This window comes from Halopseudomonas salina (assembly GCF_014637955.1).
GTDB lineage: Bacteria > Pseudomonadota > Gammaproteobacteria > Pseudomonadales > Pseudomonadaceae > Halopseudomonas > Halopseudomonas salina.
This window is the reverse complement of the sequence record NZ_BMFF01000003.1, coordinates 507,528-523,156: the sequence shown is the minus strand read 5'-3', so window position 1 is coordinate 523,156 and position 15,629 is coordinate 507,528. Positions and strand designations below refer to the sequence as shown.

The following is a 15,629-nucleotide window of genomic DNA, read 5'->3' as shown; positions in this document are numbered from 1 at the left end:
CAGGAGCAGGTGATAGATGTTGTCACCGATAGGAAATCAATCAGACACAATCTGCATCGTGCAGCTTACGGATTCGCATCTGTATGCAGATCCCGATGCGGACCTCTTGGGTCTGGATACTCACGCCAGCCTGCGTGCGGTAGTCGATCTGGTACGCGATGAGGTGCCGCAGATGGATCTCGTTCTGGCCACGGGTGATATTGCTCAGGACGGTAACGAACGTGCCTACCACCGATTCATCGAGATTGTTGACGCTCTGCCGGCACCTTGCTGCTGGATTCCCGGTAATCACGATGACGCAGCGGTCATGGCTCGCATTGGTGCAGACTCAGGCCTGACCCAGGAATGGGTCGACGCCGGTAATTGGCGTATTGTGCTGCTTGACTCGAGTATTCCGGGCACGGTGGCTGGCCACCTGGCGGCGCAGCAGCTGAGCATCCTGCAACAGGCCATCGATAGCGCGGGCGAGCGTTTTGTCATGGTCTGCCTGCATCATCATCCGGTTCCGATCGGGTGTGACTGGATGGACCCGCTGGGGTTGCTTAATGCGAATGATCTCTGGGCGCGGTTGCACACTCACAAGAACGTCAAGGTGGTTCTCTGGGGGCATATTCATCAGGAACTGGACCAGCAGCTTGAGGGGATTCGTCTGCTTGCTACGCCGTCGACCTGCGTACAGTTCGCCAGTCATAGCTCGGACTTTGCCACCGACACGCAGGCGCCGGGTTACCGCACCCTGATGTTGCTGCCAGATGGGCAGGTTGAAACAAGCGTGTCGCGTCTGGAATCAGGACGTTTTCTACCCGACCCGGGCGCGGTAGGATACTGAACTCCACCGCGCCGGAAACAATTAACTGCTGCTCCGGCATGGACGCGATTACGGGGTCGCACCTTTGATTTACGCGTTATTATCCCGTGAATGTTACTCTCCCCCGCATGACAAGAATCAAGGATAACCAGGCAGCCTATGTCTCAATCGACCTATAACGCCGATGCACTGGAAGTTCTCAGTGGTCTGGACCCGGTGCGCCGCCGCCCGGGGATGTACACCGACACCACCAGACCCAATCACCTGGCCCAGGAAGTGATCGACAACAGTGTAGATGAAGCACTGGCCGGGCATGCCCGTCGACTTTCGGTCATCCTGCACGCCGACAACGCTCTGGAAGTATCCGATGACGGTCGTGGTATGCCGGTGGACATGCACGCCGAGGAGGGCGTCTCCGGGGTGGAGCTGATCTTTACCCGGCTGCATGCCGGCGGCAAGTTTTCCAGCAAGAACTACATGTTCTCAGGCGGCCTCCATGGTGTGGGCATTTCGGTGGTCAATGCGCTCTCGCTGCGCGTTGACGTGCGGGTGCGCCGTGACGGCCAGGAATACGCCATGGCCTTCGAAAACGGCGAAAAGGTCACCGAGCTGGAGATTATTGGTACCGTTGGCAAGCGCAATACGGGCACCACTGTCACCTTCCACCCCAATCCCGATTATTTCGATTCTCCCAAATTCAGTATCAGCCGCCTGAAACACCTGCTCAAGGCCAAGGCAGTACTCTGTCCGGGTCTCACGGTCGAGTTTGATGATCGTCAGTCCGGTGAGCAGCACACCTGGTTTTACGAGGACGGTCTGCGCGATTACCTGATGGATTCCTGCGCCGAATGGCCAAAGCTGCCGGAGGAGCCATTTACCGGCAGCCTCAAGGCGCGTCAGGAAACAGTCGACTGGGCAGTGCTCTGGTTGCCGGAAGGCGGAGATCTGGTGCAGGAAAGCTACGTCAACCTGATCCCTACCGCTCAGGGCGGCACTCACGTGAACGGTTTGCGTGCCGGGTTGCTGGACGCTATCCGTGAGTTCTGCGAGTTCCGCAATCTGCTGCCGCGGGGAGTGAAACTGGCCCCGGAGGATATCTGGGAGCGCGTCAGCTATGTTTTGTCGCTGAAAATGGCCGAAGCGCAATTTTCCGGTCAGACCAAGGAGCGCTTGTCTTCGCGTGAGTCTGCTGCATTCGTTTCAGGTGTGGTCAAGGACGCCTTCAGTCTCTGGCTCAATCAGCATGCGGATATCGGTATGCTGATCGCTGAGCTGGCGATCAATCACGCCGGGCGCCGGCTCAAGGCGGGCAAGAAGATCGAACGCAAGCGCATCACCCAGGGCCCTGCATTGCCAGGCAAGCTGGCTGATTGTGCGGGGCAGGACAGTCGCCGCTCCGAACTCTTCCTGGTCGAGGGTGATTCTGCCGGCGGTAGCGCCAAGCAGGCGCGGGACAAGGAGTTTCAGGCGGTCATGCCGCTACGTGGCAAGATTCTCAATACCTGGGAAGTAGACTCTGGCGAAGTACTGGCCTCCCAGGAGGTCCATGACATAGCTGTGGCTATCGGGGTCGACCCGGGTTCGCCGGATCTGCTGCAATTGCGCTATGGCAAAATCTGCATCCTGGCTGATGCCGACTCGGATGGTCTGCACATTGCAACGCTGTTGTGCGCCCTGTTCGTCAAGCATTTCCAACCATTGGTCGCTGCGGGACATGTGTTCGTGGCGATGCCACCGCTGTACCGGATCGATATTGGCAAGGAGTTGTTCTACGCGTTGGATGATGCGGAAAAACAGGGCATCCTCGATCGTATCGAAGCCGAGGGTAAACGCGGCAAGATTCAGGTAACGCGATTCAAGGGTCTAGGCGAGATGAATCCGCTGCAACTGCGTGAAACCACCATGGCGCCAGATACAAGGCGCCTGGTGCAGTTGACCATTGATGATATGCCGGGCACCGAAGCCCTTATGGACATGCTCCTGTCGAAGAAGCGTGCGCCGGACCGCAAAATCTGGCTGGAAAGCAAGGGCGACATGGCGGAAGTACTTTTGTGAGCTGCAATTAACGCGGACTTAACCGCCTGGAGAGCTGGCCCTTGAGCGAGACCGGATCAACACAACGCATCGGCAAGGTCATGATGATTCTTGCCTGGGTTATCGGGCTCGGTCTGGCGGCTATGTGGTTTTCCGGCCTAGAGGAGCAGAGGCTCAATCCGAATCGGGCCCCCGAATCGATTGCCACCGACGGCGGTATCGAAGTGCACCTTGAATCCAACCCCCAGGGGCATTATCTGATGACGGGCGCAATCAATGGTCAGGAGGTGACTTTCCTGCTCGACACGGGTGCCACCTTCGTTGCAGTTCCGGCCAATCTGGCCAAGCGTCTGGGATTGCCCGAAGGGCGGCGCATAACCGTGACTACGGCCAACGGTAATGCCGACAGCTTCACCACCCGCATTGATACATTACAGCTGGGTGCGATCCGGCTGAACGACGTCAATGCCGGTATTGTGCCTGGTATGGACGGCGAAGAGATTCTGCTCGGAATGAGCGCGCTGCGTCAGCTGGATTTTACCCAGCGCGGCGGACAACTGATATTGCGTCAGCATCGCTGACACACGTTGGCGGGTCAGCCTGCCAGCTATGCCAAACAGAGGATATGTATGAGTGACAGTCTGGATCTGAGTATGGATGGGGTCGAGCGTCGGGCATTGTCTGCTTTCACCGAGGAAGCCTACCTCAACTACTCCATGTACGTGATCATGGATCGCGCCCTGCCGCACATTGGTGACGGCCTCAAGCCGGTGCAGCGGCGCATCATCTATGCAATGAGCGAGCTCGGACTCAGCGCCACCTCCAAGCACAAGAAATCCGCCCGCACCATCGGCGACGTGCTGGGCAAATATCACCCCCATGGCGACTCGGCCTGTTACGAGGCCATGGTGCTGATGGCTCAGCCGTTCTCCTACCGCTATACGCTGGTTGACGGTCAGGGTAACTGGGGTGCGCCTGATGATCCCAAATCCTTCGCAGCGATGCGTTATACCGAGGCGCGCCTGGCCCGCTACAGTGAGGTATTGCTGACCGAAGTAGGGCAGGGCACGGTTGACTGGCAACCCAACTTCGACGGCACCCTGGATGAGCCCATGGTGTTGCCTGCCCGGTTGCCGAATCTGCTGCTCAACGGTACCACCGGTATTGCCGTGGGTATGGCGACTGATGTACCGCCACATAACCTGCGTGAAGTAGCCGCCGCCTGTGTGCGACTGCTGGATGACCCGGGGGCGGGGCTCGACGAGCTGATGGAGCACATCCAGGGCCCCGATTACCCCACAGAGGCTGAAATCATTACGCCGCGCAGCGACCTGCTGAAGATGTATGCCAGCGGTCGCGGCTCGGTCAAGGCCCGCGCGGTATGGACGCGTGAAGACGGCGATATCGTCATCACTGCGCTGCCGCATCAGGTATCGGGTTCCAAGGTACTGGAGCAGATAGCCGCGCAGATGCAGGCGAAAAAACTGCCAATGGTAGCTGACCTGCGCGATGAGTCTGATCACGAAAACCCCACCCGCATCGTCATTGTGCCGCGCTCCAATAGGGTGGATGCCGAAGAACTGATGCAGCACCTGTTTGCCACCACCGAGCTGGAGCACAGCTACCGGATCAATATGAACGTGATCGGCACCGATGGCCGGCCGGCGGTGAAGGATCTGCGCGGACTGATCGGTGAGTGGCTGGGTTTTCGCATATCCACAGTGCGTCGCCGCCTGCAGTTTCGCCTCGATAAAGTGCTGGCGCGCTTGCATCTGTTGGAAGGTTTGATGATCGCGATGCTCAATCTGGACGAGGTGATTCATATCATCCGTACCGAAGAGCATCCGCGGGCCGAGCTGATGAGCCGTTTTGCCCTGAGCGAACTGCAGGCGGACTACATTCTCGATACTCGTCTGCGTCAGTTGGCCCGCCTGGAAGAGATGAAGATTCGCGGTGAGCAGGATGCGCTGGCCGAGGAGCGTGACAAGCTGCAGGCCTTGCTGGGCAGCGACAAGCTGCTGCGCAATCTGGTTCGTGATGAGTTGATTGCCGATGGCGAGACCTACGGTGATGACCGCCGCTCGCCGCTGGTCGAGCGGCGTGAGGCGAAGGCCCTATCAGAGACCGAACTGTTGCCCTCGGAGCCGGTTACCGTGGTGCTCTCGGAAAAGGGCTGGGTGCGCTGCGCCAAGGGGCATGACGTGGATGGCGCCAGCCTGGCCTACAAGGCGGGTGACGCCTTTCTGGCGCAGGCTAGCGGTCGCTCGAATCAGCAGGTGGTATTCATCGACTCGACCGGCCGCAGTTATTCTCTGCTGGCCCATACCCTGCCGTCTGCACGGGGCCAGGGCGAGCCGCTGACCGGGCGATTAAACCCCGTACCGGGTGCGCGTTTTGAAAGTGTTTTGATGCCCGATGATCAGGCCTTGTACCTGCTGGCATCCGATGCAGGCTATGGCTTCGTTGCCCAGGGCGCAGATCTGCTGGCGAAAAACAAGAATGGTAAAGCCCTGCTGTCGGTGCCTGAGGGGGGCAAGGTGATGAACCCCGTGGCAATAGCCAATGGCAAGGAAGATCAGGTTGTCGCAGTGTCGAATGAGGGGCGTTTACTGGTCTTTCCCCTGGCCGATCTGCCAAGACTGGCCAAGGGCAAGGGTAACAAGATTCTCTCGGTGCCTTCTGCGCGGGTGAAGAGCCGTGAAGAGTATGTGCTGGATATTGCGGTGCTGCCACGCGAGGCCAATCTGGTGCTCGCCGCCGGTAAACGCACTCTGACCTTGCGGCCCAGCGATCTCGAGCATTACCGGGGGGAGCGCGGCCGGCGTGGCAACAAGTTGCCACGCGGCTTTCAGAAGGTGGATCAGGTCAGCGTGGAGCAGGGTAAAGGTGCTGTCAGTGCGGACGCTGATGGTAAAAGTGCGTGAGCTGGCGCTCCAGCATGGACTGATAAGGACCTTTTAGTCTTTCGATACAGTAGATCCCCGGCTGACTTGCCAGTCGGCGGACTACGCCCCGTTGCTTCAGCGCGTCGCTGTCAGCCAGACTGGTGTCTAGCAGCAGCAGGTTGCGGCTGTGTTGGACTATGTCGAGTATTGCCAGGCATTCATCCCTGGCTGCCAGATCGGTGTCTGATACCGATCCCAAATCCACGCTGTGACCGATTGCCAGCTGTACGTGCAGGGTAATGCCCGAATCGGCGATCTCCACCTGCAATTCATGGCCCAGGACACGCAAGAGCTCCCCACAGCACAGCGCGTGGGCCAGTTCGTCCTGGCGACATTCAGCGGCATGAAATACCAGCAGGCTGGTGCCATCGTGGAGGGTATGCAGGTGGCCATTATACAGTTCGCAGGCCCGCTGAAGCTGCTCCCGGTAGCGTTCGAGTACCGCCATCAATCTCGGGCGTGGAAGGCGCCTCAGCGCTTCCTGGTTGCCAAGTCTTACCGCCAATATGGCCGACTCACGCTGCGTGATGGCAGGCGGTGTGGCTTGCTGCGATTCGTTTTCGGCGTTGTGCGCCGGTAAAGACGGCGCTTCAGTCAGGGGCGCTTGCTCAGCTTGGGCCACTGTAGTGGCAGTCATTTCTTGGTCGTGATCGGCTTGCTCTGGTGTTTCAACTGCCTTTGCTGGCGCCGCCTTTGTTTGGTCGGGAATCAGTGAGCTTTCTGTCTCCAACGATGGCTCTGCGGTTATCTTGTCGCCTGGCTCCAGCTGAGTCTCTTCGTCATGCGAGATAGGTTTTTCTGCCGGTGGCGCTGTCTCAGGTTCAGGTTCAGGTTCCGGTGGAAGATCAACAATCCGGCGCTTTCCGAGTGCGCGCGCCAGATCCCCAAGCTCGTCACGGCGTTGAGAGCCCGGGGCTGGGTGTCCTGAGTCGCCATACCACAGGCCCAGATCGCGCGCAGTCTGGCGCATGCCAATGCCCAGACGCCATGCCGTCAGTCCTGCCAGCAATATCAGAATCAACACGCCCCAGAACAGGCGCCAGAGCAAGTTGTTGGACGGGCCGACAAAGGGTTCGGCGGCAAGATGCAGCTGTACTTCACCGACCATTGCTTCCTGAAAATGTACCGTGGCGTCGAACTGCCCCTGACCGGGCGCTACCTTGCTGCGCCCTGGCTCGCTTCCAGCTTCGGCAATCAGGCGGTTTTCGGCGGTAAAGAGTCGGACATGACTGATCAGGGGATTACGCTTCCACTGTGCCAGCTGAATATTGAGGCTCAATTGATCGTCTGCGGCCAGAGGATCTGCCACCGATGCAGCGATCTGTCTGGCCAGTTCGGTGCCGATGGCATCGGCATTGCGGGCTGCATCGGCATGCAGCTGAATTTTCGCGACACCCAGAAGCACTATGACCGCCACGAGTGGAATAATTGTTAGTAACAGCAGCTTGCCGGTCAGTTTCGTGCTGTGCGAACGCCAGGCGGCGTGGCAGCGTAGAAACAGGTTGTCGGAAGCCGGGGGTATCTGGTTCAAGGTATGGCTCTATTGGTGAGGAAATGAACAAAAGGAGAGACTGTCAGCAAGGAAAGTGCCGGTAGCGGCGTTTGCCTGAAGCCTGACTGTGCAAAGTATAGCCATTCCCGTCAGGCGGCAAAAGGCTGCATCTGTGAGCTGGTAGGCAATTGAAGGTAGAATGGCCGTATTATCAAGTTGAGACTGGAGCGAGTATCTTGAAGGAAATCGTGCTGATCAACATCACCGGCCCGGACCGGCCCGGTCTAACCGCCGCTATTACCGGTATTCTGGCCCGTGCCGAAGTGAATATTCTGGATATCGGGCAGGCGGTTATTCACGACACCCTTTCTTTTGGCATCCTGGTGGAAATGGCTGGCGGTGAAGTCATGGCTGACGTCCTCAAGGATGTGCTTTTTCGCGGCTACGAGCTGGACCAACAGGTACGCTTTACGCCAGTCAGTGCCGAAGAGTATGGACGCTGGGTGACTGGACAGGGTAAGCCCCGGCATATAGTCACCTTGCTTGCCCGGCGAGTGACCGCCGATCACATCGCCCGGGTCAGCGAGATCACCGCACGCTACGGATTGAACATCGATCATATTGACCGCCTGTCCGGTCGTATTCCGGAAGGTTTGCCTGCTGATCAGGGCAAGGGCTGTATCGAGTTCTCGGTACGCGGCGAGCCCGGTGATCCAGCTCGGATGCGCGCCGAGTTTCTGACAATTGCCCAGGAGCTCAATGTCGATATCGCCTTCCAGCAGGATGGTATCTTCAGACGCAATCGTCGGCTGGTCGTTTTCGATATGGACTCGACGCTGATCGATGCGGAGGTTATCGACGAGCTGGCCAAGGCCGCTGGAGTGGGCGATCAGGTATCCGAGATCACCGAGCGTGCCATGCTTGGCGAGTTGGATTTCAAGGCCAGTTTCCGTGAACGTATGGCGCTGCTCAAAGGCCTCCCGGAATCCGTACTGGAGGAAGTTGCCGGCTCGTTGCGCATGACTGAGGGCGCTGAGACCCTGATAAGCCAGTTACGTAGGCTGGGTTACAAGACCGCCATTCTTTCAGGTGGCTTCAGTTATTTTGCCGAAGGACTGCAGAAGCGGTTGGGTATCGATTATGTTTACGCCAATGCGTTGCCAATCGAGAACGGCATGGTTACTGGTGAGGTGGTAGAACCCATAGTTGACGGCCAGCGTAAGGCCGATCTGTTGCGTGAGCTGGCTGAGCGTGAGGGCATCAGCCTGGAACAGACAATCGCGGTGGGTGATGGAGCTAACGATTTGCCGATGCTATCCATTGCCGGACTGGGAGTGGCCTTCCGCGCCAAGCCGTTGGTCAAGCAGTCAGCCAAGCAGGCTATCTCTACTTTGGGTCTGGATGGCATCCTCTATTTATTGGGGTTCCGCGATAGGGAAGGCTTCTGAGCCGCCGATTACTCGGCGGAGAAATCGTAATTCATGCTGTCGCTCGGCGACTGCAGGTAGTGGCCCTGAATATAGTTGACCCCTGCTTGCCAGAGGGTCGGCATCATGGTCGCGCTGTCTACGTAAGGGACAATGGTCAACTTGCCCATGCCATGCAGTGTTCCTATCATTTCTTTCAGGGTTTTGACTGCCTCCGGGTCCGACAGATCGCGGGCGAAGGAGCCATCAATCTTGATGAAGTCGACCTGTAGGTGTTTGAGTGCGGCATAGGGATTGAGTGCGCAGCCAAAATGGCTCAGCGATACTTTGCAATGCATCGTTTTCAGGGATTCGGTCAGCGCCTTGGCCTGCTTCATGTATGTGTTGGCGTCGGCATCGTTGAACTGGAATATGATGCAATCGGAGGGCAGCCGATTTTCCTGCAGTAAGCCCGATAACCAATGGGCTAGTTGAGGGTCCTGCAGGCTGGCGCTACTGAGATTGATCAGTAGCCGTGTATCAGAACCCTTGCCGCGTTGCCCGGCAAGCAGCCGGATAGCCTGGCAGATCACCCAGCGATCAATCTGGGCTGCGAGCCCGGCGTCACTTATGGCTGGCAGAAACTCGCCCGCGGGTACTTCTTCTCCCTGGGAGTTGAGCAGACGCAGGTAGGTCTCATAATGCTCGTGATTGTCGCCACGCAGACTAATTACCGGTTGAAAGAGCAGTTTGAAACCGTTGGTCTCGAGCGCATGGGTTACCAGTGCAATCAGGTTCCCGCGGTTGGCCTGGTTGGCCAGTTCTTCCAGCGGGTTGAAGATCTTGATTGCGTTGCCGCCGGCCTGACTGACCTGTTCGGCCAGGCGGTGGGCGCGGTCGATGGCCTCCTCGGGCTTGGGGCTGGTTTCATTGATAGAAGAAACCCCCATGCTGACTGTTATCTGTAATGTTCTCCCGCTCGCCTCGAACAGGTTTGCTTCGATCTTGCCGCGCAAGTTATCCAGAGCCTTGAGAATCGCTTCGGGTTCCTTGCCGTTGAGCAGAATACTGAAGGCGTCGTCGCTGAAGCGCGAAATCAGCGTCGACTCGGGGAACGCCTTGCGCAGTATCTGGGCCAGGTCAGCCAGCAGCAGGTCGGCACTGCCGATCCCGATGTCGGTCTGCACCGCGTTGAAGCTGTCCACGCTCATGTAAATCAGCGAGCTGGCCATGCCACCCTGGACCACCTGCTCACTGACCTTCTCCAGCTCTTCCTGGAAGTAGGCACGGTTGAACAGACCTGTGACCAGATCCTGGCTGGCCAGGGTCTTGAGCTTCTGCTCGAAATCGGCACTCGCCGTTTCGACACGTATGACTACCTGCGTACAGGGCTCGCCATCATAACTGGCGGGGGAAAAACTCAGGGTGACCGGGAACTGCTTGCCGTCCACGTCCACACCGCAGCAGCGCATTTCATTCTGGCCACCCTTGTCGTTGTGATGACGCAGGAAAACCTTGAAATCAGCCTGGTCTTTGGACGCTATGAGTCCGACCATGGGTTCGGCCGCCAGATCATCGGCATCGTCATAGCCGAACAGTCGAATATAGGCCCGGTTGGCATAAATGTGCATGCCATCGTGTACATAGGCAATGGCGTCAACGGAGCTGTCGAGCAATAGTTGGCAGCGTTTTTCGGTCTCTCGCAGTGATTGCTCGGCAATACGTTGCTGGCGGCGTGCAGAGAGACTGGCCAGTTCACGTTTGACCACCAGGGCAAGCAGTGCGTCGGAGGTGTCTGCTACTGCATCATGCATGCCTTGGCCAAGGGCTTCTGTCCGAATGCTCTCGGTCATGTCGCTGGTGATGAGCACGAAGGGTATATCGCGGGACTGGCGGATGATCATGGCCTGGGCATCAGTGGCGGCCATAAAGCTGGTTTCAGCAGCCGCCAGGCACAGATCCCAATTCTGCTGGAGTGATTCCTGCAGGTCTTCAATCGAGGTGATACGGTGGGCACGGGTGGCGTGACCTGCGTTTCGCAGGATGCTAACCAGGCGCTCGGCATTGTTTTGCGAGTCGTCCAGAATCAATAATCTGATGGCGTGAGTATCGGTGCCCATGGTCTTCCAGACTGAGTCGGGCCGACGCGGCCCGGTGTTTTCAAGACCTGAATTTACAGAGACTTCCAGAGGGAGTCAAAGTCATCATCGGTACTGACCGTGAGTGCGGAGCCAGCAGGCTGGGGCTTGTTCTTTGGATCGCCAGGTTCTTCGATCAGGCGATATTCGAATTGGCTGAAGCTGCCGCTTGCGGCTACACGGTCGGTCAGGTGCCCACGGATTTCGCGATTACCTTGCAGGATCATTACCTTGCTATTGACGCTGAATGGCACTCTGGGAGTAATAATGGTCGCAGGTCGGTCTATAGCGGTCACTTCGGGCAGAATCAGGGCGCGCAGGTACTGGCTCGGCTGCTCGGTCTTGCGGATCAGCTTGGCGGCGCACGGGGTGCAGTGTGGCGCAATCAATTCGACGCCCATCTGCGTGCCGCCGCCTCTTACCTGACGAATCCAGCGCACGACGGCCAGGCTCCAGTCCTGGTCGCTTTCTTCCTGGACGCCCAGCAACTCACCAGCTTGCAGTTGCTTTGGCACTTCCTTGGGCCACGTCAGGCAAAAGCCGCCGGGACTATGGTTGACGATGGGCAATGCATGGATCGGGTAATGCTCCTCGCCCTCGTCGGCGCTGTTATCACCGAGTTCGTTGTAATTGATTTGTTCGACGTTACTGGGTTCCCAGTCCACTGACTGGCCACCGCCGTCGAAGGCGCTGCTCCAGCCTTCCTGGCGGGCGCGCTGGGCAGAATCGGAGAAGGGGTTGATGTCGCGCTCATCAGCGCTGATAAAGTTGGCAAATGTGTTCTGGGCGATGCGAAAGTGCGTTGCGCTCATCCCGATGCTGATTTTCAGGGTGCCTCGGCCAGGTACGCGGTTGAAGGTACGCTCAGCCAGATCTCCCCACGATTGACTCAGGTGTTGCAGCATCTCGACGCCCAGGCCGTCCGGAACGCGCAAGCCAGTCTTGCTTTCGCCATTGAGCATGTATTCCTTGATAGCCCCGACAAGCTTGTCGGTGCTCAGCCCAAGGCTTTCGGACAAGTCTTCGTCACGAATCAGGGAACGATATCGGGGCGGACAATCCATCGTTGGATTGATGATGAAGAGCGTTTTCGGGTCGTCTGGGGGGAGCAGCGAGGCAAGCTTAGACCAGTCTTCGAGAACGGCAAAAAGTTTGCCCATCGCGCTCTGGCGCATCTGATTGGGCCTGGCAGAACCCATCAAAAGTGCGATCAGATAACACTGTTCAACACTCAGCGGCTTGCCTTCCAGGCTTTCGTTGTCCTGGATTGGTTGCAGGTGCAGGTTGCGCTTGCGGGCGAGTTGATAAAGTTGGTGCAGCTCGACCCAGACACCATCAGCCACCGGGCAGTAGAGCTGAAATGCTCTGAGCAGGGGTCCGCAAAGTCCGCGCATGGCCCGTTGTATTGCCAAGCCGATGATGGGCCCATGATCACGTGAGCGAACCTGCCGTTCCTGGGCGACGACAATCTTGTAACCGTTGGCAAGATGGTTTTGCAGCGACTGGGAAAGATTAGCCACCTTGCGAGGCTTGTCCTCGAGCACGATGGACTGGCCCAGATAGTATCGGGACAGGGCGCTGCATACATAATGTACCTGGGGGCGAATCTGTTCGAGTATCGCCAGGCGTTTTTCCGGCGAAATCTCGAGCTGATTGATCTCTATCAGTCCCTGGTAGAGTTGCCGGGCCGTCTCACCGATGTTGGCTTTCGGCAGATTGGCAATCCAGTGCACAATGCCCTTCTCGCTACTCTCGGCAAAGCTCAATGATTTGAGGCTCTGCTGAGGTATGCGCAAATTCAGCTTTTGGGCGTTGCTATCCATAACGGTCTTGTCCCTATCAAACGTTCCAGTCTGAGTTCCGCTTTTTTTGGAGCGGGTTCCGAATATGCGAAAAGAAGGCAGCATCGTCAATACTCTAGCAGCAAACGCTGATTTGCGCGAAGCTCTGCTCGTCCTGTGCCATGACATGACGCTTGTCCTGGCGGCCATCTGAACCCGAGAGGCCTCACTCCAATACCAGGTCCACGTGAATTGGCACCTTGGCCGCTTCTCCGGCGACCTCGCGCACAAGTCGGGGCACCAGGAACCCCGGGAGTCGAGTAAGCATCCTGCCAACAAGCTGTCGGGCGTCGGCGTCATCCACGTGAAAGTGGTGCGCACCTCTGACCCGATCAAGTACATGGAGATAATAGGGTATAACACCCTGATCGCCCAGTGCTTCGCTCAGATCGATCAATTGTTCGAGCTGGTGATTAACGCCACGCAGCAGCACTGTCTGATTCAGCAGGGTCATTCCGGACCTGCGCATCTGCTGAATCGCCCTGGCCAGATCCTGGTCGATTTCGTTTGCATGGTTGCAGTGCAGAACCATGGTGACAGGTAAGCGTGTACCGCACAGGGCTTCAATCAATGTGTCAGTTACCCTTTGGGGGATGACTACCGGGAGCCGGGAATGCACTCGCAAGCGTCGCACATGGGGTATGGCAGCAATTTCCCGCGTCAGCCAGGCTAGCCGGCGGTCATTGACTGCCAGCGGGTCCCCACCGCTGAAGATGACTTCGCTTATGCTGGCATCTTGACGAATGTAGTCGATGGCGTCCTGCCACTGGGTCGTGCCGGGATTGTTCTGCTCGTAGGGAAAATGTCGACGAAAGCAGTAGCGACAGTTGACTGCGCAGCCGCCGCTGACAATCAGCAGAAGCCGGCCATGATATTTGTGTATGACGCCGGGCAGGGCGTTGGCATGCTGTTCGCCCAGTGGGTCGAGTACATAGCCTGGGTGATCCTCAAGCTCTTCGCCCACCGGGAGTACCTGTCTGAGCAAGGGGTCGTTCGGGTCTCCAGGCTTCATCCGGTTCAGGTAGGGTTCTGGCACGCGCAGGGCAAACTCGCGGCTTGCCGCGTTGGCAAGTGGTGCCAGGGTTTGAGCCAGATTGAGTCTGCGCAGCAGCTCAGCGGGATCAGTGATGCTCGAAGCGAGCAGATTTTGCCAGCTTGCGGGCTCAACAGGCGTCGAAGATACATGTATCATTGCGGCTTTCCGCGCATGGGTGGCAGGGCATTCGTCTGACGATGGTTCGATACGTCGGTCGCAGTCCGGGTTTGCTGGCTGGAGCTTTGCTCTGCGCGTTACCGGATATTCCGTTCAAACTGTCAGTGGGAAATGTATGGCCAATTATTCTACCAACGAATTCAAGCCGGGTCTCAAGGTGATGCTCGATGGCGATCCCTGTGCGATTCTCGAGAACGAGTATGTCAAGCCGGGCAAGGGTCAGGCGTTCAATCGGGTCAAGGTGCGCAACCTGAAGACCGGTCGAGTGAACGAGCGTACCTTCAAGTCGGGCGACAGCCTGGAAGGTGCCGATGTCATGGACCGCGAGATGGAGTATCTCTATGCCGACGGTGAATTCTGGCATTTCATGGCTACCGACGGCTCCTTCGAGCAGGTTGCCGCGGATGAGAAGGCCATCAGTGAAGCCAGCAACTGGCTCAAGGAACAGGTTATCTACCAGGTAACCCTGTTCAATGGTGCGCCGATTGCCGTTACCCCTCCCAACTTCGTAGAGCTTGAAGTGGTCGAGACAGACCCTGGCGTGCGCGGTGATACCTCTGGCGGTGGTACCAAGCCTGCCAAGCTGATGACTGGCGCTGTGGTCAAGGTGCCGCTGTTCATCAACGTTGGCGACGTACTCAAGGTCGACACGCGCAGCGGCGATTACGTCGGACGCGCCTGATTTGCGGATGCCTGAGGCGCCTGTTGAGCGCCTCATATGTAATAGAAAAACCGGAGCATTGCTCCGGTTTTCTCATTCCAGTGCAGAGGAAAACATATGCAGCAGTGGCAACCCTCCGCTTCAATAGAGGCGCTGCGCGGCCGAGCGGCGGTGATTGATCGTATACGGCAGTTTTTCGCTGCCCGGGATGTGCTGGAGGTAGATACACCTGCCCTCTCGGTCGCTGCGGTGAGTGATCCCCAGCTATTCCCATTCGCAACTGCCTTTGTTCCCGACGGCGGGGGTGAGCCTGTCTGGCGTTATCTGCATACGTCTCCCGAATACCCCATGAAGCGCCTACTTGCTGCTGGCAGCGGGCCCATTTGGCAGCTATGCAAGGTGTTTCGCAATGGTGAAAGCGGAGGCCGCCATAATCCGGAATTCAGTATGCTGGAGTGGTATCGGCCAGGCTTTGATCATCATCGCCTGATGGATGAGGTTGACGAGTTGGTGGGTGGCATCCTGGCGTGCGTTCCGGCCAGACGCGTTGGCTATGCAGCGCTTTTTGCCGAGGTGCTTGAGCTGGACATCCACTGCTGCTCTGAAGAGGAGCTTGCCAGGCAAGGGCGTGAGCGGTGTGGGTTTGTTGGGGAGTTGAGCCGCGATGGTTGGCTTGAGCTGCTGTTTTCCCATTGTATCGAGCCCAGCCTGATAGAGCCGACCCTGGTGTATGCGTTTCCAGCTTCGCAGGCTGCGCTGGCCATGATTGTCGAGCATGATGATGCGGTGCCCAGTGCGGCACGCTTCGAATTGTTTGTGCAAGGAATGGAGCTGGCCAATGGATATCTGGAGCTGACCGATCCTGACGAGCAAAGTCGGCGTTTCAGCGCAGACATTCAGCAGCGTAAAGAGGCGGGCAAGGCAGTTCTACCGGTGGATGAGCTGCTAGTACAGGCGCTGCGTGCCGGTATGCCGTCCTGTGCCGGGGTCGCGTTGGGAGTGGATCGATTAGTGATGCTGGCGCTGGGGGCCGAGCGCATTGATCAGGTGATCGCGTTCGGCTTTGACCGCGCCTGACCAGATGCGGTCGA

11 protein-coding genes are annotated in these 15,629 nt (G+C 57.9%); 7 read left to right on the top strand and 4 right to left on the bottom strand.

Annotated elements, in window-relative coordinates:
• Nucleotides 1-16: 16 nt before the first annotated feature.
• From cpdA to parC, 4 genes are all read left to right on the top strand, one after another.
• Nucleotides 17-829: a 3',5'-cyclic-AMP phosphodiesterase gene (gene cpdA / locus IEV54_RS09810; RefSeq protein ID WP_150278278.1), complete on the top strand. Its 813-nt coding sequence runs from the start codon at nt 17-19 to the stop codon at nt 827-829.
• Between the two features lie 138 nt (nt 830-967).
• A complete protein-coding gene (gene parE / locus IEV54_RS09805) occupies nt 968-2,863 on the top strand; it encodes a DNA topoisomerase IV subunit B (protein ID WP_150278279.1) in 1,896 nt (631 codons plus the stop codon).
• Between the two features lie 41 nt (nt 2,864-2,904).
• Nucleotides 2,905-3,423 carry a retropepsin-like aspartic protease family protein gene (locus IEV54_RS09800; protein WP_373286436.1) on the top strand — a complete coding sequence of 173 codons (519 nt, stop codon included), beginning with the start codon at nt 2,905-2,907 and terminating at the stop codon, nt 3,421-3,423.
• A gap of 48 nt (nt 3,424-3,471) precedes the next feature.
• Entirely contained in the window at nt 3,472-5,766 is a 2,295-nt protein-coding gene (parC, locus tag IEV54_RS09795; RefSeq protein WP_150278280.1) for a DNA topoisomerase IV subunit A, read from the top strand.
• Here parC and IEV54_RS09790 read toward each other — a convergent pair.
• Nucleotides 5,735-7,318: a hypothetical protein gene (locus IEV54_RS09790; protein ID WP_150278281.1), complete on the bottom strand. Its 1,584-nt coding sequence runs from the start codon at nt 7,316-7,318 to the stop codon at nt 5,735-5,737. The two genes, parC and IEV54_RS09790, sit on opposite strands and share 32 nt — an antisense overlap.
• Nucleotides 7,319-7,515: 197 nt before the next feature.
• Between IEV54_RS09790 and serB the strand changes: the two genes are divergently transcribed.
• Nucleotides 7,516-8,727, top strand: a complete 1,212-nt coding sequence (gene serB / locus IEV54_RS09785) for a phosphoserine phosphatase SerB (protein WP_150278282.1) — start codon at nt 7,516-7,518, stop codon at nt 8,725-8,727.
• Between the two features lie 8 nt (nt 8,728-8,735).
• On the opposite strand, the gene IEV54_RS09780 is transcribed toward serB, so the two are convergent.
• The 3 genes from IEV54_RS09780 to epmB all read right to left on the bottom strand — a co-directional run bounded on the left by IEV54_RS09780 (nt 8,736) and on the right by epmB (nt 13,856).
• Nucleotides 8,736-10,805, bottom strand: a complete 2,070-nt coding sequence (locus tag IEV54_RS09780; protein WP_150278283.1) for an EAL domain-containing response regulator — start codon at nt 10,803-10,805, stop codon at nt 8,736-8,738.
• Nucleotides 10,806-10,858: 53 nt separating this feature from the next.
• Entirely contained in the window at nt 10,859-12,646 is a 1,788-nt protein-coding gene (locus tag IEV54_RS09775) for a cyclic-di-GMP receptor FimW-related protein (RefSeq protein ID WP_150278284.1), read from the bottom strand.
• 184 nt (nt 12,647-12,830) lie between these two features.
• Nucleotides 12,831-13,856 (bottom strand): EF-P beta-lysylation protein EpmB, encoded by a 1,026-nt coding sequence (epmB, locus tag IEV54_RS09770; RefSeq protein ID WP_150278285.1) that lies wholly within the window; start codon nt 13,854-13,856, stop codon nt 12,831-12,833.
• Nucleotides 13,857-13,992: 136 nt separating this feature from the next.
• On the opposite strand from epmB, the gene efp reads away from it, so the two are divergent.
• Nucleotides 13,993-14,559 carry an elongation factor P gene (efp, locus tag IEV54_RS09765; RefSeq protein ID WP_150278286.1) on the top strand — a complete coding sequence of 189 codons (567 nt, stop codon included), beginning with the start codon at nt 13,993-13,995 and terminating at the stop codon, nt 14,557-14,559.
• Between the two features lie 96 nt (nt 14,560-14,655).
• Complete coding sequence (gene epmA, locus IEV54_RS09760) at nt 14,656-15,615, top strand: elongation factor P--(R)-beta-lysine ligase (RefSeq protein ID WP_150278287.1); 960 nt, start codon at nt 14,656-14,658, stop codon at nt 15,613-15,615.
• Nucleotides 15,616-15,629: the final 14 nt, after the last annotated feature.